Below are 19,335 nucleotides of genomic sequence, written 5' to 3'. Positions count from 1 at the left end.
CTTTATCCAAACCAGCCGTGAATAAACCAGCCACCGGTCACATCCCGGAACAGCCAGCCGGTCTGGCCGCTGTGCAGCCGGGCAATGTAGTAGTCCCGCTGGATCCGTTCCCCGTCCCACCAGCCGGCGCTGATGCGTTCGGGGCCGGCCAGCCAGGTGCAGGGCATTTCCCGGAGCGGCTGGGGTTGGCGTAACAGCCAGAGCGGGCGACGTGGCGCCGTCCGGGCTGGAGAAGAGCGGCTGCTGGACACCGGTGTGGCTCGCCAGGCCTGCTCCGGCCGATGATCGGGGTTCAGGGCCAGGCTGTGCAGGGCTTCTTCTCCGAGTCGGGCCTGGAGCCGGCTAAGCAGGTGCTGGCGGGCCTCTTCCTGATGCTGGCCTGTGTCGCCGAACAGGTCGTCGCCCCGGGGCGTGTGTCGATCAAGGAAGCGTCGAACCTTGAGGGACAGGCCGGTGGCCGGGGCTTCCAGCTGATGGCGATCCAGTTTCAGGCGAGCCAGTTCCAGGAACGCATTCGCCCGGTGCTCCGGTGCCGTCGAGCGGATCTGCAGGGGTGTCACCGGTCGCCGGCGGTGGCGGATTTCCAGCTGCAGGGTGTCGGTCTGTTGCTGACGCCAGCAGAGCTCGGCATCCAGCTCCTGCAGTGCCCGCTGCAGCGGGAAGAGCAGGCCGCTGCTGTGCTCCACGTCTTCGGCGAAATCCAGGCGCCGGTGGAAGTAGGGGGGAGGTTGCCAGTCGGTCTGGGGGTCGACGGCGCGGCCCTCGATCTGCTGCAGGTGCTGGGCGGTTTCCGGTCCCAGGCGCCGGGCCAGTTCGCGATCGGGCAGGGCCAGGACAGGACCCAGGGTGTGCAGGCCCATGCGCTGCAGGCGCTCGGTGGTCTTTTCATCCAGGTCGGCGGCTTCGACGGGAAGCGTGTCGAGGGACTGGCGCAGGATTTGGGCGTCGTCCGTACAGTGACCGCGATGATCCCGGGCCAGGATGCGTGCCGCCCGGGGCGTCAGGCCGCAGGCGAGATGGGCGGTCAGTCGGCGCTGGTCCAGTTCGCCCCGAAGCTTTTCCCAGAGGCCCTGCAGGCCGCCGTGCAGTCGTCTCAGGCTGCCTGCTTCGGCCAGGATGCCATCCGGTGGATACAGGATGATGCGGGCCGCATGCCGGTATAGCCAGACGGCCTGTTGGTCCAGTACACCGGTCTGCTCTTCCATATCGGCTGCAATCAGGTGCAGGTTGTCGGCCAGAGCTGACGCCGTCTGGGGGCTTTGCCCTTCGGCCACGCCGGCCCGGGCCGCTTCCGGGTTGAGCTGGATGATCCGGGGCGGGTGCCCGCCGATCAGCGCCATGGGGCGGGACGCGGTCTCGCTCTGCTGGAAGTGCTCCAGCAGCAGATAGGGGAAGTGCAGGTAAAGCCACAGCATGGATCGCCTCAGTGCGCCTGTGACCAGGGGCCCTGGATCACGTTACTGGCCGGCTCCGGGCGCTGCGTCACGACGGGTGGTATGGCCAGTTGCAGGTCGCTGACGGGCCAGCCCCCGCGGCGTTTGAGGATATCCGGGCAGAGCTGTCCGTCATTCTCGCCGGGGGTGAGTTGCAGCCGCAGGGCCGCCGGTGACTGCTGGTCGGCGTGACGGCTGTGGCGGAACAGGATGCAGAGGCTGTTACCGGCTTCGGCGGCCAGCTGGATGCGGCGGATGTCGCTGCGCCTGGCGCTGTCCAGCCAGACCATGGCGAGCCCCGTGCCGGGGGAGCGCAGGCAGTTCTCGAGGGTCCAGAGTTGGTCCTCGCGGCTCTGTGTCTGGATCGTGATGAGTTGGCGGATGTCCACATCGGCCCGGGCCAGGGCAGGCGCATAGGGTATGTGAGGGGCATCAATCCAGAAAACGGTCTGGCCGGCCCGGGTCATTCGTTGCAGGGCCGGCAGCATCAGACGCAGCTCGCCGATGCCGGCGGCATCGGTCAGGCATTCGATCATCGCGCCCCGCGGCCAGCCGCCGCCGGGGAGATAGGCATCCAGGGCGGCGTAGCCGGTGCTTTCGGCGCCCGGGCGGACGACCTGTCTCTGGCGGCTGGCTTGCCAGACCTGGGCGTTGTCGATCAGTTTGTCGAGAAGGTCACTCATTGCGTTGCTCGTCGCGATACTGTTTATTTATACAGTATATTGGGCGCTGACGGATTTGCAAAGGGTTGACCCGGTTGCCAGCCGGGCGCAGTGTGTGAACAGGATGCTGAGAAACATTCGCAAACCAAGGAGGACGCTATGTCAGATCTGAAATCTGAATCCTGCGAAGCCTGCCGCGCCGATGCTCCCGAGGTGACCGAGCAGGAGATCAATACCCTCAGTGGCCATTTGCCGGACTGGTTTGTCGTGAAGATGGAGGGCGAACGCCGGCTGGAGCGGGTGTTCCGGTTCAAGGATTTTGCCCAGGCCCTGGCCTTTACCAACAAGGTCGGGGAGCTGGCCGAGTCGGAAGGTCATCACCCGGCCCTGCTCACGGAGTACGGCAAGGTGACCGTGTACTGGTGGACCCACAAGATCGGCGGGCTGCACCGCAATGATTTCATTATGGCGGCCCGGACCGATGAGTTGACACACGCTTGACCGTCTCGGTATTCCCCGTCGGGCCGGTGGCTTACGCCGGCCCGGACAATCCGTTATCATGCAGCGTTTCGTTGGGGGCCTGTGCCTCCGGACCTGATTTCGAACGAGGGGCCGTGCTGCAAACGATCGCGAGCACCGTCCTTCCGCATGGCTGTGATAACGCATGGAACATACATATCGTCTGGTGATTTCCTGTCCTGACCGGGTCGGCATCGTGGCCAAGGTCAGTAACTTCCTGACTACCTACAACGGCTGGATCACCGAAGCCAGCCACCACGCCGACAACCAGGCCGGCTGGTTCTTTATGCGGCACGAGATCAAGGCCAGTTCCATTCCGTTCGGTCTTGACCAGTTCCGCGCGGCGTTCGAGCCGATTGCCCGTGAATTCGACATGACCTGGCACATCGCCGATTCCGCATCGCCCAAGAAAGTGGTGCTGATGTGTTCCAAGGAGTCCCATTGCCTGGCCGACCTGCTGCATCGCTGGCACAGCAAGGAGCTCAATGCGGAAATTGCCGCGGTCATCTCCAATCACGACGATCTGCGCCGGATGGTCGAGTGGCACGACATTCCCTATCACCATGTGCCGGTGACCAAAGACAACAAGCCGGAAGCGTTTGCCGAGATCAGCGAGCTGTTTGCCCGCTATCAGGCCGATGTCATCGTGCTCGCCCGTTACATGCAGATCCTGCCGCCGGAAGTGTGCGAGCAGTACGCGGGCAAGGTGATCAACATCCACCACAGCTTCCTGCCGTCGTTCGCCGGTGCGCGCCCCTATCACCAGGCCTACAGCCGCGGTGTGAAGCTGATCGGGGCAACCTGCCACTACGTGACCCAGGACCTGGACGAAGGGCCGATCATCGAGCAGGACGTGATCCGGGTGAACCACAGCGACACCATCGACGATATGGTGCGCCTGGGTAAGGACGTGGAGAAAAACGTGCTGGCCCGGGGGCTGCGTGCCCACATCGAAGACCGGGTCATCACCCACGAGAACAAGACCGTCGTCTTCAGCTGATCCGCGTTCTCTCCGGAGGTCGTCCGACCTCCGGAAATTTCCCCCTCCTGCTTCATTTAGACGTCATTTCCCTGTCACCCTGAGCCCCCGATTGTGGTATGATCGACGGCTTATAAATGCGCCCGAGGAAGCCTCTCACGTGCGAAAGAGGCCATTCATCCCGGGAGACAAAGACAGCGTCGAGTATGGCGCCCCTGCAGAACGCCTTTCGCGTCCCCGCGCACCTGATGCCCGAGGATGACCCGTTCGCAATTCCATACAGTGACGACTTCCAGCAAACGCAAAGGAACCTTTCTCGATGGGTGAATTAGCCAAAGAGATCCTGCCCGTAAATATTGAAGAAGAGCTGAAACAGTCCTACCTCGACTACGCCATGAGCGTTATCGTCGGGCGGGCTCTGCCGGACGTCCGGGACGGCCTGAAGCCGGTTCACCGTCGCACCCTGTTCGCGATGTCGGAGCTGGGTAACGACTGGAACAAGGCCTACAAGAAATCCGCCCGTGTGGTGGGTGACGTCATCGGTAAATACCACCCGCACGGTGACTCAGCGGTTTACGACACCATCGTCCGGATGGCTCAGCCTTTTTCGCTGCGCTACCCGCTGGTCGATGGTCAGGGCAACTTTGGCTCCATCGACGGTGATAACGCGGCCGCCATGCGTTACACCGAAATCCGCATGGAGAAAATCTCCCATTCGTTGCTGGCGGATCTGGACAAGGAAACCGTCGATTTCGTCCCCAACTACGACGGCACTGAGCACATTCCAGACGTTCTGCCGACGCGCGTACCCAACCTGCTGGTCAACGGTTCCTCGGGTATCGCTGTGGGCATGGCGACCAACATCCCGCCGCACAACCTGACCGAAGTGGTCAATGGCTGTCTGGCGCTGATTGACAACCAGGACATCACCATCGATGAGCTGATGGAGTACATTCCTGGTCCGGATTTCCCGACCGAAGGCATCATCAGCGGCCGCGCCGGCATTATCGAGGCCTATCGCACAGGCCGGGGCCGCATCTATATCCGCGCCCGCCACGAGATCGAGGTCGACAAGAAGACCGGTCGCGAGGCCATCATCATTACCGAGCTGCCGTACCAGCTGAACAAGGCGCGTCTGATCGAAAAGATCGCCGAGCTGGTCAAGGAAAAGCGGATCGAAGGCATCTCCGAGCTGCGTGACGAGTCGAATAAGGAAGGCATTCGCGTCGTCATCGAGCTGCGTCGGGGCGAGAATGCCGAAGTCGTGGTCAACAACCTGTTTACCCACACCCAGTTGGAAACCGTCTTCGGCATCAATATGGTCGCCCTGATCAACGGCGAGCCGAAGATTCTCAACCTGAAGGAAATCCTCGACGCGTTCGTCCGTCACCGCCGCGAAGTGGTGACCCGCCGGACCATCTACGAGCTGCGCAAGGCCCGTGAACGCGGTCATATCCTGGAAGGTCTGACGGTCGCGCTGGCCAACATCGATGAAGTCATCGAGCTGATCAAGCAGTCACCGTCCGCAGCAGAAGCGAAAGAAAAGCTGATCGCCAAGGGCTGGGAGCCGGGCCAGGTTTCCGACATGCTGGAACGCGCCGGCCAGGACGCCTGCCGCCCCGACGACCTGCCGGAAATCTTCGGCATGCGTGACGGGCTCTATTACCTGTCACCGGAGCAGGCCCAGGCAATCCTGGATCTGCGCCTGCATCGCCTGACCGGTCTGGAGACCGAGAAGCTGCAGAACGAGTACAAGGAAATCCTCGACAAGATCGCCGAGCTGATTCATATCCTGAGCGAGCCGGCGCGTCTGATGGAGGTCATCCGCGAAGAACTGGAAGCCGTGGTCAAGGATTTCGGTGACGAACGCCGTACCGAGATCACCACTTCCCGTCGTGACCTGACCATCGCGGATCTGATCGACGAAGAAGACCTGGTAGTGACCATTTCCCATAATGGCTACGCCAAGACCCAGCCGGTGGAAGCCTACCAGGCCCAGCGCCGTGGTGGACGCGGCCGTTCCTCGACCGCCATGAAGGAAGAGGATTTCATCGAGAAGCTGCTGGTCGCCAACTCCCACGACACCATCCTGTGTTTTACCAACAAGGGTAAGGTGTACTGGCTGCGGGTCTTCGAAATTCCCCAGGCCAGCCGTGCGGCACGTGGACGACCGATGGTCAATATCCTGCCGTTGGACGACGATGAGCGCATCACCACCTTCCTGCCGGTGCGGGACTACCCGGAAGACCACTATGTCCTGATGGCGACGTCGGCTGGCGTGGTCAAGAAAACGCCGCTGCCGAATTTCTCGCGTCCGCGCAGCAGTGGTTTGATTGCCCTGTCGCTGGATGAGGGCGATACCCTGATTGGTGCTGCGATCACGGCCGGCCAGTCCGAAGTCATGCTGTTCTCCTCCGCCGGCAAGGCCGTGCGCTTCCAGGAAGAGCAGGTGCGTGCCATGGGCCGGACCGCACGCGGTGTCCGGGGCATCAAGATGCCGGCAGGCCACACGGTGGTCTCCCTGATCATTCCGGAAGAAAACGGCATGATCCTGACGGCCAGTGAAAACGGCTACGGCAAACGAACCCAGTTGGACGAGTTCCCGGCCTACAGTCGTGGCAGCCAGGGCGTCATCGCCATGCAGTGCTCCGACCGGAACGGTAACCTGGTCGCGGCAACCCAGGTGTTCGAGGGTGACGAGATGATGCTCATCTCCGACAAGGGCACGCTGGTGCGCTCCAGCACAGAAGAGGTTTCCCTGCTGAGCCGGAACACCCAGGGCGTGCGCCTGATCCGGTTGACCCAAGAAGACGAGCGTCTGGTCGCGGTCCAGCGGATTGCGGAAAGCGACGACGAAGACGAAGAGATCGACGGTGACGGTGAAGGCGGTACGGACGCGACCGATGCGCCGGAAACCGGAGGTGATGCGGACTGAGAGGTCCGCTTCCCCAAGCAACGAGGAGAGAACAGGCGGTAATGAGCAGAGCGTATAATTTCTGTGCCGGTCCGGCGACCCTGCCGACCGAGGTGCTGCAACAGGCCCGCGAGGAAATGCTGGATTGGCGCGGCACGGGCATGTCGGTGATGGAAATGAGCCACCGCAGCGACGAGTTTGTGGCGATCGCCAAAGAGGCGGAGCAGGACCTGCGTGAGCTCGCGGGCGTCTCCGACGACTACGCGGTCCTGTTCATGCAGGGCGGGGCCAGCAGTCAGTTCGCGACCGTGCCGCTGAACCTCCTCGGAGACAAAACGTCGGCGGATTACATCAACACCGGGATCTGGTCCAAGAAGGCCATTGCCGAGGCCAGGCGCTTTGCTGATGTGAACGTGGCCGCCTCAAGCGAAGCCGACGGTTTTACCACCATTCCGGATCAGTCCGCCTGGCGGACCAATCCCGAGGCGGCCTACCTGCACTACACGCCGAACGAGACCATTGGCGGCCTGGAATACGATTTCATCCCGGACAGCGGGTCGGTACCGCTGGTGGCGGACATGTCCTCCACCATGCTGTCGCGGCCGCTGGATATTTCCCGCTTCGGCCTCATCTACGCCGGCGCCCAGAAGAACATCGGGCCGTCCGGTCTGGTGGTGGTGATCATTCGCAAGGATCTGCTGGGTCACGCCCGCGCTCAGACGCCGACCATGCTGGATTACCGGGTGATCGCCGACAACGATTCCATGTACAACACGCCGGCCACCTATTCCTGGTACCTGGCGGGACTCGTGTTCAAGTGGCTCAAGGCACGTGGTGGCGTGCAGGCCATGGGTGAGATCAACAAACGTAAGGCCGACAAACTCTACGGCTACATCGACGCCAGCGGCTTCTACGCCAATCCGATCGAGCCGCGCTTCCGGTCCTGGATGAACGTGCCATTCACCCTGGCGGACGACAGCCTGAACAGTGCCTTCCTGAAAGGCGCCGAAGAGCGCAACCTGCTCAATCTCAAGGGCCATCGCACCGTGGGTGGGATGCGCGCGTCGATCTACAACGCCATGCCGGAAGAGGGTATCGATGCGCTGATCGATTACATGCAAACCTTCGAGAAGGAGCGGGCCTGACCATGAGCGACGAACAGACCCGCCTGGCGGAGCTGCGCGACCGGATCGACAGCCTCGACAAGCAGATCATGGACCTGATCAGTGCGCGGGCCCAGTGTGCCCAGGAAGTGGCGCACGTCAAAATGGCATCGCGCCCCAACGAAGACGTGTTTTTCTATCGTCCGGAGCGTGAGGCCCAGGTCCTGAGGCGCATCAAGGCTGAGAATCCGGGGCCGCTGTCCGGCGAGGAAATGGCGCGTCTGTTCCGTGAAATCATGTCGGCCTGCCTGGCCCTGGAAAAGCCGATGCACATCGCGTTCCTCGGCCCGGAAGGCACCTTTACGCAGGCGGCTGCGCTCAAGCATTTCGGGCACTCGGTGATCAGCGTGCCGCTGCCGGCCATCGATGACGTGTTCCGGGAAGTCGAGTCCGGCGCGGCCCATTACGGCGTGGTGCCGGTGGAGAACTCCACCGAGGGCATGATCAATCACACCCTGGATATGTTCATCGGCTCGCCGCTCAAGATCTGCGGGGAGGTCCAGTTGCGCATCCACCACCACTTGCTGGCGGCGGAAGGCACCGATGACCAGGCGATTACCCGCATTTATTCCCACCAGCAGTCGTTCGCCCAGTGCCGTCAGTGGCTCGATGCCCACTGGCATGGCGTTGAACGCGTGGCGGTGAGCAGTAACGCCGAGGCGGCCCGGCGGGCTTCAAGTGAACCGGGGGCCGCGGCGATCGCTGGCGATATGGCAGCCGAGCTGTACGGCCTGCGCAAACTGGCGGCCACGATTGAGGATCGTCCGGACAACACGACGCGCTTCCTGATTATCGGGCGTGAGGAAGTCGGGCCCAGCGGTCACGACAAGTCGTCGATCCTGGTCTCCATGCGTAATAAACCGGGCGCGCTCTATGAGCTGCTGGAACCGTTCCATCGTCACGGCCTGAGCCTGACCCGCCTGGAAACCCGGCCGTCGCCGAGCGGGACCTGGGCGTACGTCTTCTATATTGATTTCGAGGCTCATGTGGACGATCCGCAGGTCCAGACCGTGCTTGGTGAAATCGAAAATGAGGCCGTCGAACTGAAGCGCCTGGGCTCCTATCCCATCGGCGTGCTCTGATCCCCGCATTGCGAGAAGAGGGCGGGCGCCCCGTCACGCCCGCTCCACGAACTGAAGCCTGGCAGGAGTATCCATGTCGATTGATTTCAAAGCCCTGGCAGTTCCCGGTGTCCGGGCCCTGCAGCCTTATCAACCGGGCAAGCCCATCGACGAAGTGGCGCGTGAACTGGGCCTGAAGCCGGACCAGATCATCAAGCTGGCCAGCAACGAGAATCCGCTGGGGCCGAGTCCCAAGGCGTTGGCCGCCGCCCATGCCGCGCTGGATGACATGTGCCTGTATCCCGACGGCAATGGCTTTAACCTGAAACAGAAGCTGTCCAGCCGCCTGGATGTGGCGCCGGAACAACTGACGCTGGGCAACGGCTCCAACGACGTTCTGGAGCTCGTCATCCGGGCATTCGCGGACAGCCATTCGGAAGTGGTCTTTTCCCAGTATGCCTTTGCGGTCTATCCGATCTCCACCCAGGCGGTTGGTGCCAAAGGCGTCTCCGTCCCGGCCAGGGATTGGGGGCACGATCTGGATGCCATGGCCGACGCCATCAACGAGCGGACTCGCATCGTCTTTGTAGCCAATCCCAATAATCCGACCGGTACGGCGGTCGGACGGGACACGCTGGTACGATTCCTGGACAGGGTTCCGGAAAACGTGATTGTGGTTCTGGATGAGGCGTACTGCGAGTATTTCGAGGGCGATGAATTCCCGGACGGCGTGTCCCTGTTGGCCGACTACCCCAATCTGATCGTAGCCCGGACGTTCTCCAAGGCCTGGGGATTGGCTGCGCTTCGGGTTGGCTATGGGGTGTCCTCCGCGGATATCGCCGACGTGCTGAACCGGGTGCGACAGCCGTTCAACGTGGACACGGTGGCGCTGGCCGCCGCAACGGCTGTGCTGGATGATGAGGAATACCTGCAGCGCTCCCGTCAGGTCAATCGGGACGGCCTGAAGCAACTGGCGGCAGGATTTGAGACACTGGGGCTGGACTATATTCCCTCCAGCGGCAATTTCATCGCCGTGGATGTAGGGCGGGACGGCCAGACCGTCTTTGAAGGTCTGCTGAAGCAGGGTGTCATCGTGCGCCCGATGGCCGGTTATGGGATGGCGCAACACCTACGCGTCTCCGTGGGCCTGCCGGAGGAGAACGCGCGTTGTCTGGAAGCCCTGCAAACGGTGTTGGAGTCACTGAATGGCTAGACCGGAATCATCGGGCGCTGGACGGGCCCCGTTATTCCAGCGCATGGCGGTTATCGGGCTGGGGCTCATTGGAGGCTCCCTGGCCCGTGCCGTGCGCGAAAAAGGGCTGGCCGCCCGGGTGGTCGGTGCCGATCAGCGTCTCGATGACCTCAGGACCGGCGTCGAGCTGGGGGTGATCGACGAATGGGCGCCGTCTGCCGCCGAGGCGGTGCAGGGCGCCGATCTGGTGGTCGTGGCTGTGCCGGTCCGTGCGATGGAGCGTGTGCTGGCCGAGATTCGCCCGCATCTGTCGGAGGGCGTGTTGCTCACGGATGTCGGCAGCACCAAGACCAGCTTTGTTCAGGCCGTCGAGTCGGTATTCGGGCACTGGCCTGAGTGGGTGATTCCCGGTCATCCCATTGCCGGTTCGGAAAAGAGCGGCATTACCGCCGCCACGGCGGATCTGTTCGAGAACCACAAGGTTATCCTGACACCGTCGGAGCACAGCGACACGGCCGGGCTCAAGCGCCTGGGCGACTTGTGGGCCGGCTGCGGGGCCACCGTACTGACGATGCCGGTGGCGCGTCATGACGAGGTGCTGGCTGCCACCAGCCATCTGCCGCACCTGATTGCGTTCTCCCTGGTCGATACGCTGGCCGGGGAAAGCGATAATCTCGATATTTTCCGTTACGCGGCGGGGGGATTTCGTGACTTTACCCGGATTGCCTCCAGTGATCCGATCATGTGGCACGATATCTTCCTCTCCAATCGGGAAGCGGTGCTCAACGTCATCGACCACTTTACCGCGGACCTGGCGGGGCTGCGTGAGGCCATCGATACCGGGGACGGCCGGAAACTGCTTCAGGTATTCAGTCGCGCCAAGGCGGCGCGCGATCATTTTTCCAAAATGCTCTCAGGACAGGCTTACGTGACAACCATGAGTCAGAAACAGGTAACGTTCAAACTCCAGCCCGGCGGCAGCGTCCAGGGCGATATCCGGGTTCCCGGTGACAAATCCATGTCGCACCGCTCCATCATGCTGGGCGCGTTGGCCGATGGCGTGACGGAAGTGGATGGCTTCCTGGAAGGGGAAGACAGTCTGGCGACGCTGCAGGCGTTTCGCGATATGGGCGTCACCATCGAAGGGCCGGACAACGGCCACGTCCGCATTCATGGCGTGGGTCTGCATGGCCTGCAGGCGCCGCGGGGACCGCTGTACCTGGGTAACTCCGGAACCGCGATGCGGTTGTTTGCCGGCCTGCTGGCGGGCCAGGCGTTCGATACCGAGCTGACCGGAGACGAAAGCCTGTCCAAGCGCCCGATGGGCCGTGTGGCGGATCCGCTGCGCGAGATGGGGGCGGTGATCGAGACCGCAGAAGGCGGGCGCCCACCGCTGAAGATTCGCGGTGGTCAGCCTTTGAGAGGTATCCAGTACACCATGCCGATGGCCAGCGCCCAGGTAAAATCCTGCCTGCTGCTGGCTGGCCTGTACGCGGAAGGGGAGACGGCCGTTACCGAGCCGGCGCCCACCCGTGACCACACCGAGCGTATGCTGCAGGGCTTCGGTTACCCGGTTTCCCGCGATGGGGCGACGGCCCGGGTCAGCAGTGGTGGCAAGCTGACCGGCGGTCATATTGACGTGCCGGCGGACATTTCGTCGGCGGCCTTCTTTCTGGTGGCGGCGTCCATCACGCCGGGTGCAGACCTGACGCTGCGTCACGTGGGCATTAACCCGACCCGTGTGGGAGTGTTGAATATCCTGCGTCAGATGGGCGCGGATATTACGGTCGAGAACGAGCGCGAAGTCGGGGGCGAGCCTGTCGCCGACCTGCGAGTCCGTCATGCGCCGCTCAAGGGCATCGCCATTCCGGAAGATCAGGTGCCGCTGGCCATCGATGAATTCCCGGTCCTGTTTATTGCGGCGGTTTGCGCAGAAGGGCAGACCGTGCTCACCGGTGCTGAAGAGCTTCGGGTCAAGGAAAGTGACCGTATCCAGGTGATGGCCGATGGCTTGGCCCAGTTGGGTGTGCAAACCACCGTAACTGAAGACGGTATTGTCATTGACGGCGGTCAGACTATGGCTTCGGGCACCGTGAACAGTCACGGCGATCACCGGATTGCGATGGCTTTCTCGGTTGCTTCGCTACGGGCCGAGGGTGAAATTACCATCACCGATTGCGCCAACGTCGCCACGTCTTTTCCGAATTTCCGTGAGCTGGCGGCATCCGTGGGTATCCAGCTGAGTGTCGAGGAGAGTGGTTCATGACGGATGTTCCGGTCATTGCCATCGACGGTCCCAGTGGCTCCGGCAAAGGGACCGTCACGCAAATGCTGGCGCGTCGGTTGGGGTATCACCTGCTCGACAGCGGTGCGCTGTACCGCTTGACAGCGTTGGCGGCGCAGCGTCAGGGTGTTGCCTATGACGATGTTGACGGGTTGGTCCGGGTGGCCGGATCGCTCGACGTGGCGTTTCAGCCGACACCGCCGGGCGAGCCCGCCCGCGTGCTGCTCGATGGTCAGGACGTGACCGCTGAAATCCGTACTGAGACCTGTGGCGACAATGCCTCGAAAGTGGCGGTGATTCAGCCAGTGCGGGATGCGCTTCTGCAGCGCCAGCGTGATTTTTGCCAGCCGCCCGGACTGGTGGCCGATGGCCGCGACATGGGAACGGTGGTTTTTCCGGATGCGCCGGTCAAGATTTTCCTCACGGCAAGCGCCGAGGAACGGGCCCGGAGACGCCACCAACAGTTGCTGGATGCGGGTGTCGATGTTAGTATTGACGCCCTTTTAGACGAGATACGGGCACGTGACGACCGGGATATGAACCGGGCGAGTGCTCCGCTTAGACCCGCCGATGATGCGCAAGTCATTGACTCGACGGGATTAAGCATAGAAGAGGTGCTGGGGAAGGTAATGGCTGTAGCAGGCCAGGCCTGACCGCACCCTTTTGTCGTTGGAAGCTGGAAATCTGTGTAGTACGCCAGCCTTTGGCAGGTTTTTAGCAAATTTGAACAGACCGTGTTGCTGGTAGCACGGAGAACACTTGCGTTGATCACATAGGACACATAATGAGCGAGAGCTTTGCGGATCTTTTTGAAGAAAGCCTGAAAGAAATTGACATGCAACCGGGTTCCATTGTCCAGGGAACCGTGGTTGATATCGACAACGACTGGGTCACTGTTAACGCAGGCCTGAAGTCGGAAGGCGCTATCCCTGCCAGCCAGTTCCTGAATGACAAGGGCGAACTGGAAATCCAGATTGGTGACGTTGTCGATGTGGCTCTCGACGCGGTAGAAGACGGCTTCGGTGCAACCCGTCTGTCTCGCGAGAAGGCCAAACGTGCTGAGGCCTGGAAAGTTCTCGAGAAGAGCTTTGAGGCTGAAGAAGTTGTTAAAGGTGTGATCAACGGCAAGGTCAAAGGCGGCTTCACAGTCGACCTGAGCGGCATCCGTGCCTTCCTGCCGGGCTCCCTGGTTGACGTTCGTCCGGTCCGCGACACCGCGCACCTGGAGAACAAAGAGCTCGAGTTCAAGGTGATCAAGCTGGACCAGAAGCGCAACAACGTGGTTGTTTCCCGTCGTGCGGTTCTGGAAGCTGAAAACAGTGCCGAGCGTGAAGCGCTGCTGGAAACCCTGACCGAAGGTCTGGAAATCAAGGGTATCGTCAAGAACCTGACCGACTACGGCGCGTTCGTGGATCTGGGCGGTGTTGACGGCCTGCTGCACATCACCGATATGGCCTGGAAGCGCATCAAGCATCCGAGCGAAATCGTGAATGTGGGCGACGAGATCAACGTCAAGGTCCTGAAGTTCGACCGCGAGCGTAACCGCGTTTCCCTGGGTCTGAAGCAACTGGGCGAAGATCCCTGGGTCGACATCAAGGGTCGTTATCCGGAAGGTTCCAAGGTCAACGCACGCGTGACCAACCTGACCGATTACGGCTGCTTCGCGGAGCTGGAAGAAGGTGTTGAAGGTCTGGTTCACGTGTCCGAAATGGACTGGACCAACAAGAACATCCATCCGTCCAAGGTCGTTCAGGTCGGTGACGAAGTTGAAGTGATGATTCTGGATATCGACGAAGAGCGTCGTCGTATCTCCCTGGGCATCAAGCAGTGCATGTCCAACCCGTGGGAAGACTTCTCCAGCAACTTCAATAAGGGCGACCGCATCACTGGCAAGATCAAGTCGATCACCGACTTCGGTATCTTCATTGGTCTGGACGGCGGCATCGACGGTCTGGTTCACCTGTCCGACATCAGCTGGAACGAGCCGGGTGAAGAAGCGGTTCGTCAGTACAAGAAGGGCGACGAAGTTGAAACCGTCATCCTGTCTGTTGATCCGGAGCGTGAGCGTATCTCCCTGGGCATCAAGCAGCTGGAAAGCGATCCGTTTGCCGAGTTCGTTCAGCTGAACGACAAGGGCTCCATCGTCAAGGGCACCGTGACTGCCATTGACGCGAAGTCTGCGACGGTTGCTCTGAACGACGAGGTTGAGGCTGTCCTGAAGGCGTCTGAAATCAGCCGTGACCGCGTTGAAGACGCGCGCAACGTGCTGAACGAGGGCGACGAAGTGGAAGCCAAGATCATCAGCATCGATCGTAAGAACCGCGTCATCAACCTGTCCGTGAAGTCCAAGGACGTTGAAGACGACAAGGCTGCGCTGCAGAGCGTTCGCGAGAAGTCTGCTGAAACCTCGGGCGCCACCACCATCGGTGACCTGATCAAAGAGCAGATGCAACAGCAGAATGCCAACAAGGAATAATTGGCAGATTTGCTGAAATGTAAAAAAACGGGCTGTAACAGCCCGTTTTTTTTGTCTTTTTTTTGGGTTTAGCTAAACTACTGGCAAGGGGAATGGCTGAAGGTTTCCGGTAAGTCCCCGAAGTTAGGGAATCTCTTTGGATCACGCCGGCATTTAGATGGGCTGATACGGACTCTGGGTTGTTCGTTTTGCTGCCAGCCGACGGATCCGGGGGAGGTGTGTCATGACCACGAGCCAGCTTGCAGGGGCTTGGCGCGCCACCGAGGAACAAGTCAGTGCTTTCTCAGGGGCTGATTTCGCGATAAGAATCAGAAGGAATGATCGCATGACAAAGTCTGAACTGGTTGAGCTGATCGCTTCCAAACAGACACAACTGTCCGTGAAAGATGTCGAGCTTGCTGTCAAAACCATCATCGAGCACATGTCCCAATCGTTGGCCGAAGGGCAGCGTATTGAGATTCGGGGTTTCGGTAGCTTTTCTCTCCATCATCGGGCAGCACGAACCGGACGTAATCCCAAAACCGGCGAAGCGGTAAAACTTCCTGCCAAGCATGTTCCGCATTTCAAGCCAGGCAAGGAATTGCGCGAACAAGTCAACGACAGCATGAAAAGCGGTTACTGAGGCAGGTTCTGTCATAGGTGATCGAGCGCAGCGCGACAGGGCGCGCCTGCGCGTATTCCGGGCATTCCGGGGATTTCCTGTGCTACCATGATCAGCCCCACCGCAACGGACGCTAACCATTCGGGAGCCGTTATCTATGGCCTGGCTGCAAAAGGTTATTATTGGCCTTGTCGTGATCTTTCTGATCCTGGCTGCCTTAGTCTTTTCCCTGAATAATCAGGTTTCAGTTTCACTCAACTTTCTGTTTTTCGAAACCGCCGCCTATGGGATCGCTTTCTGGCTGATCCTGGCATTTGTGGCCGGCGGCATCATCGGCATGTTGTTGACCTCCCTGGCCATGATCCGCACGTCCGTCAGTAAGCGGCATTTGCAAAAGAAGCTGGCGCAAACCGAAAAGCAGCTTGAGAAAGCCAGGTTGGAAGCCGGTCGGAACCCCTGATGGACACAGTGCTTCATTGGCTGCTCCTCGTTGTTGCCGTTGCGGCAGGCTGGTTCATGGGGCGCTGGGGTCGTCATGACGGCGCCGGCGGACCGCGGATGGACGATGAGGAGACGGTCCGGGATCGCCTCCAGTTCCTGTTCACCAATTATTCCGATGAAGCCATCGAGAACTTCGTGCAGTCACTGGCGGTCAATCGCGAGACAGTCAGTCTGCATCTGTCTGTGGGGGCGCATTTCCGCCTGAAGGGCGAAACCGAACGAGCGATCGTCATCCACCAGAACCTCCTCGCCCGGCCCGAACTGCCCACCCGTTATTCGCCCCAGGTCACTTACGAACTTGCCATGGATTACATGACCGCCGGTTTGCTGGATCGGGCGGAGTCCCTGTTCCACCAGTTGCTGGGCAGTCGGGACTATAGCCGTCAGGCCGCGGACCAGCTGATTGAGCTCTATCAGCAGGAGCGCGAATGGGACAAGGCCAGGCAAGTGGCCAGCACGCTGACGGTTGGCTATCCCGAAGACGAACTGAAAAAACGCCTGGCCTACCTGACCTGCGAACTGGCAGAGGATGCCCTGCGCCAGGATGACCGCTGGGGCGCCCAGAAGCTGGTCAAGGATGCGCTTGAGCAGGATAAGACCTGTGTGCGGGCCAGCTTCCTGCAGGCCGATATTCACCGTCGCCAGGGAAATCTGTCGGAAGTCAGCCAGTCCCTGTTCCGGGTGTTCGACCAGAATCCGTCTTTCGGGCCGGAAGCCATCGACCGCCTGATGAAGCAAGCCCGGGAGAAAGGGGATGTGGCCCGTCTCGGGCGTCGACTGCGCAAGCTGTACGAAAGCTGGCCGAGCACCAGTTTGTTGCTGGCGCTGGTGGAGTCGGTTGAGCGCAGTAATGGCCGGCTGGCTGCCATCAACCTGTTGCGCGAGGAGCTGGAAATTCGACCGAGTCTCAAGGGGTTGCTGCGCCTGGTGGAAATGGCGGGCTATGAGAAGGGGATGACCACCGACGAGGGCCGCCTGGTCAGCCGTATGGGGCAGATGCTGTTATCCAACCGGCCGATTTATCGCTGCATTAACTGTGGCTTTGAGGGGCGCCAGCTGCACTGGCTTTGTCCCAGCTGCAAGCGGTGGGAAAAAGTCCAGCCCATCCAGGGTGTGGAAGCGGAATAACGTTTGAGTGTGCGGGCGATCCGGTGTGATTGACCGATCGTTTGCCGTATGAATTTGTGAGGCGCATGTATGCAGGATCGTAAAACTGAATTGGGGCCCCGGATTGTCGTAGCGCTTGATTTTGCCGACCAGTCAGAGGCGCTGTCCCTGGTGGATTCGCTGGACCCGGCGCTGTGCAGACTCAAAGTGGGCAAGGAAATGTTCACCCGTTTCGGACCGGCCCTGGTTAAGGAGTTGCATAATCGCGGCTTCGAGGTGTTTTTAGACCTCAAGTTCCACGATATCCCCAATACCACGTCTGCTGCCGTGGCGGCGGCGGCCGATCTTGGTGTGTGGATGGTGAACGTGCACGCATCCGGTGGCGAAACCATGATGGCCGCCTGTCGTGAGCGACTGGAAAGCTATGGGGCTGATCGCCCGTTGCTGATTGCGGTCACGGTGCTGACCAGCATGACCGCCGATGACCTGAAAGGTCTGGGTATTGCCGAGTCGCCGGAAGCGCACGTATCGCGTCTGGCGGCGATGACCTATAACGCGGGCCTGGATGGCGTTGTCTGCTCCGCTCAGGAAGCTTCTGTGCTTCGCTCGGAGCAGGGTGAGCGTTTCCGCCTGATCACCCCGGGCATCCGACCGACGTTTGCCGCCCAGGGCGACCAGAAGCGGATCATGACCCCTTCCGATGCGCTGCGCGCGGGCAGTGATTATCTGGTGATCGGCCGGCCGATTACCCAGGCCGGCGACCCGCTGGCGGCTTTGGAGGAGATTCAGGCGGAGATCCAGTTGGCCGAGGAGTAGGATTCAAACCGGCAGCCGCCATTCAAGCGCCTCGGAGTGATCCGGGGCGTTTTTGTTTGTGGCTTGTCGGGGCGGGGTGTGAATTTCGAGCATAAAAAAAGCCGCTGGGATCAGCGGCTTTTCGAAATAGTGGCTCCCCGAGCTGGGCTCGAACCAGCGACAAACGGATTAACAGTCCGTTGCTCTACCAACTGAGCTATCGGGGAACGTCGTCAGTGACGAGGCGCGTATATTACGGTGGCGCCCCATCACCGTCAACCCCCTAATCAATAAACCTTTTATGTTTTCTCAAGGGGTTGATGGAACCGGCCTAGCCCAGCACTTTTTTCAGGCGCTCGACCGCCTTCTGCAGGTTTTCCATGCTCGTGGCGAAGCTGAGTCGCATGTGGCCCGGTGCTCCAAAGGCAGAGCCGGGAACCAGCGCTACACCGGCTTCCTTGAGCAGTACTTCGGCCAGCTCCACGTCGGTCGACACGTCGTCACGAGCGTCGATGGCGCCCTGGAAGCTCGGGAACACGTAGAAGGTGCCGTCACCCTTCAGGCACTCAACGCCGTTGATGCCGTTCAGCGCCTCCACCAGATAGTCGTGGCGTTCCTTGAAGGCTTTGACCATTTCGCCCACGCATTCCTGCGGACCTTCCAGTGCGGCCTGGGCGGCAGCCTGGGAAATGGAGCAGGGGTTGGACGTGCTCTGGGACTGGATTTTCTTCATGGAGCCGATGATCTTGGCCGGACCGGCGGCATAGCCGATGCGCCAGCCGGTCATGGAGTAGGCCTTGGAGACGCCGTTCAGGACGAACGTGCGATCGTACAGTTCCGGGGTGGCGTTCAGGATGTTGCAGAATGGCTGACCGGTCCAGAGGATCGGTTCGTACATGTCGTCGGTCGCAATCATCACCTGTGGGTGCTTTTTCAGGACCTCGCCAATCGCCTTCAGCTCATCCAGGCTGTAGGCCATGCCACTCGGGTTGGACGGGCTGTTCAGCACAAACAGGCGGGTCTTGTCCGTGATGGCCTCTTCCAGCTGTTGGGCGGTAATCTTGAAGCGGCTCTCGGCAGAGGTTTCCAGGATGACCGGCTTGCCCTCGGCCACCAGCACCATATCCGGGTAGGAGACCCAGTAGGGCGCCGGGATGATCGCTTCGTCTCCCGGGTTCAGTGTGGCCAGGGCAAGGTTGAAGAAACTCTGTTTGCCACCACTTGATACCAGTATCTGGTTGGCTTCGTACTCAAGACCGTTATCGCGTTTGAACTTCTCGATAATCGCCTTTTTCAGACCCGGCGTACCGTCGACTGCGGTGTACTTGGTCTGACCGCCCTTGATGGCTTCAATGGCAGCGGCCTTGATGTGTTCTGGCGTATCGAAGTCAGGCTCACCGGCGCCGAGGCCGATAATATCCTGGCCCGCCGCACGCAGTTCCGCGGCCTTATTGGTGACGGCCAGGGTCGGTGAGGGCTTGATCGCTTGTACACGGCTCGAGAGTTGAAGGTCCAAACTAGCGCTCCTTAAGATGCGTCATGAGTGGCCGCCCGGAAGTCGGGCCGAGGCAAATCGGCATCGATGGCCGGGGAAGCCGGAAAAAATGCAAAACGCTGTGATGTTACCATGAAGGTTTCATCAGTATAA

Annotated in this window: 16 protein-coding genes and 1 tRNA gene; 13 read left to right on the top strand and 4 right to left on the bottom strand. The window is 60.8% G+C overall.

The features are described from left to right. Positions 1-2: 2 nt before the first annotated feature. Positions 3-1,415, bottom strand: coding sequence for a Y-family DNA polymerase (locus tag JL474_RS05550; RefSeq protein ID WP_203141209.1), 1,413 nt, complete (start codon positions 1,413-1,415; stop codon positions 3-5). Between the two features lie 8 nt (positions 1,416-1,423). Continuing rightward, positions 1,424-2,116 (bottom strand): translesion DNA synthesis-associated protein ImuA, encoded by a 693-nt coding sequence (gene imuA / locus JL474_RS05545; protein ID WP_203141208.1) that lies wholly within the window; start codon positions 2,114-2,116, stop codon positions 1,424-1,426. 138 nt (positions 2,117-2,254) lie between these two features. Here imuA and JL474_RS05540 point away from each other — a divergent pair, with 138 nt between their 5' ends. The 13 genes from JL474_RS05540 (at position 2,255) to pyrF (ending at position 17,708) form a co-directional block, all read left to right on the top strand. Then, positions 2,255-2,596 carry a 4a-hydroxytetrahydrobiopterin dehydratase gene (locus JL474_RS05540; protein WP_123634832.1) on the top strand — a complete coding sequence of 114 codons (342 nt, stop codon included), beginning with the start codon at positions 2,255-2,257 and terminating at the stop codon, positions 2,594-2,596. 163 nt (positions 2,597-2,759) lie between these two features. Next, positions 2,760-3,614 carry a formyltetrahydrofolate deformylase gene (gene purU / locus JL474_RS05535; RefSeq protein WP_123634833.1) on the top strand — a complete coding sequence of 285 codons (855 nt, stop codon included), beginning with the start codon at positions 2,760-2,762 and terminating at the stop codon, positions 3,612-3,614. A gap of 298 nt (positions 3,615-3,912) precedes the next feature. Next, a complete protein-coding gene (gene gyrA / locus JL474_RS05530; protein ID WP_203141207.1) occupies positions 3,913-6,528 on the top strand; it encodes a DNA gyrase subunit A in 2,616 nt (871 codons plus the stop codon). Positions 6,529-6,569: 41 nt separating this feature from the next. Then, complete coding sequence (gene serC, locus JL474_RS05525; RefSeq protein WP_203141206.1) at positions 6,570-7,652, top strand: 3-phosphoserine/phosphohydroxythreonine transaminase; 1,083 nt, start codon at positions 6,570-6,572, stop codon at positions 7,650-7,652. A 2-nt stretch (positions 7,653-7,654) separates the two neighbouring features. Then, on the top strand, positions 7,655-8,752 hold the full coding sequence (gene pheA / locus JL474_RS05520) for a prephenate dehydratase (RefSeq protein ID WP_123634836.1): 1,098 nt from the start codon (positions 7,655-7,657) through the stop codon (positions 8,750-8,752). Positions 8,753-8,825: 73 nt separating this feature from the next. Further along, a complete protein-coding gene (hisC, locus tag JL474_RS05515; protein ID WP_203141205.1) occupies positions 8,826-9,944 on the top strand; it encodes a histidinol-phosphate transaminase in 1,119 nt (372 codons plus the stop codon). Beyond that, complete coding sequence (locus JL474_RS05510) at positions 9,937-12,189, top strand: bifunctional prephenate dehydrogenase/3-phosphoshikimate 1-carboxyvinyltransferase (RefSeq protein WP_203141204.1); 2,253 nt, start codon at positions 9,937-9,939, stop codon at positions 12,187-12,189. Before hisC ends, JL474_RS05510 begins: the two co-directional genes overlap by 8 nt. After that, positions 12,186-12,860 (top strand): (d)CMP kinase, encoded by a 675-nt coding sequence (gene cmk, locus JL474_RS05505; protein WP_123634839.1) that lies wholly within the window; start codon positions 12,186-12,188, stop codon positions 12,858-12,860. The genes JL474_RS05510 and cmk overlap by 4 nt, the downstream gene beginning before the upstream one ends. A 131-nt stretch (positions 12,861-12,991) precedes the next feature. After that, the gene (gene rpsA, locus JL474_RS05500; RefSeq protein WP_123634840.1) at positions 12,992-14,683 is read left to right on the top strand and encodes a 30S ribosomal protein S1; all 1,692 of its coding nucleotides are present in this window, start codon (positions 12,992-12,994) and stop codon (positions 14,681-14,683) included. 223 nt (positions 14,684-14,906) lie between these two features. Beyond that, complete coding sequence (locus tag JL474_RS05495; RefSeq protein WP_263316989.1) at positions 14,907-15,305, top strand: integration host factor subunit beta; 399 nt, start codon at positions 14,907-14,909, stop codon at positions 15,303-15,305. Between the two features lie 136 nt (positions 15,306-15,441). Further along, positions 15,442-15,744 carry a lipopolysaccharide assembly protein LapA domain-containing protein gene (locus JL474_RS05490; RefSeq protein ID WP_123634841.1) on the top strand — a complete coding sequence of 101 codons (303 nt, stop codon included), beginning with the start codon at positions 15,442-15,444 and terminating at the stop codon, positions 15,742-15,744. Next, complete coding sequence (gene lapB, locus JL474_RS05485; RefSeq protein ID WP_123634842.1) at positions 15,744-16,913, top strand: lipopolysaccharide assembly protein LapB; 1,170 nt, start codon at positions 15,744-15,746, stop codon at positions 16,911-16,913. Before JL474_RS05490 ends, lapB begins: the two co-directional genes overlap by 1 nt. Before the next feature lie 69 nt (positions 16,914-16,982). Next, positions 16,983-17,708 (top strand): orotidine-5'-phosphate decarboxylase, encoded by a 726-nt coding sequence (gene pyrF / locus JL474_RS05480; protein WP_123634843.1) that lies wholly within the window; start codon positions 16,983-16,985, stop codon positions 17,706-17,708. A gap of 130 nt (positions 17,709-17,838) precedes the next feature. Here pyrF and JL474_RS05475 read toward each other — a convergent pair. Both JL474_RS05475 and JL474_RS05470 read right to left on the bottom strand, forming a co-directional pair. Beyond that, positions 17,839-17,914: transfer RNA gene (locus JL474_RS05475), tRNA-Asn, on the bottom strand. 104 nt (positions 17,915-18,018) lie between these two features. Next, positions 18,019-19,203, bottom strand: a complete 1,185-nt coding sequence (locus tag JL474_RS05470) for a pyridoxal phosphate-dependent aminotransferase (protein WP_203141203.1) — start codon at positions 19,201-19,203, stop codon at positions 18,019-18,021. Positions 19,204-19,335 lie beyond the last annotated feature (132 nt).

The organism is Marinobacter mangrovi (assembly GCF_016798325.1).
Classification (GTDB): Bacteria; Pseudomonadota; Gammaproteobacteria; order Pseudomonadales; family Oleiphilaceae; genus Marinobacter_A; species Marinobacter_A mangrovi.
This window is presented reverse-complemented; position numbering and strand designations above follow the sequence as displayed.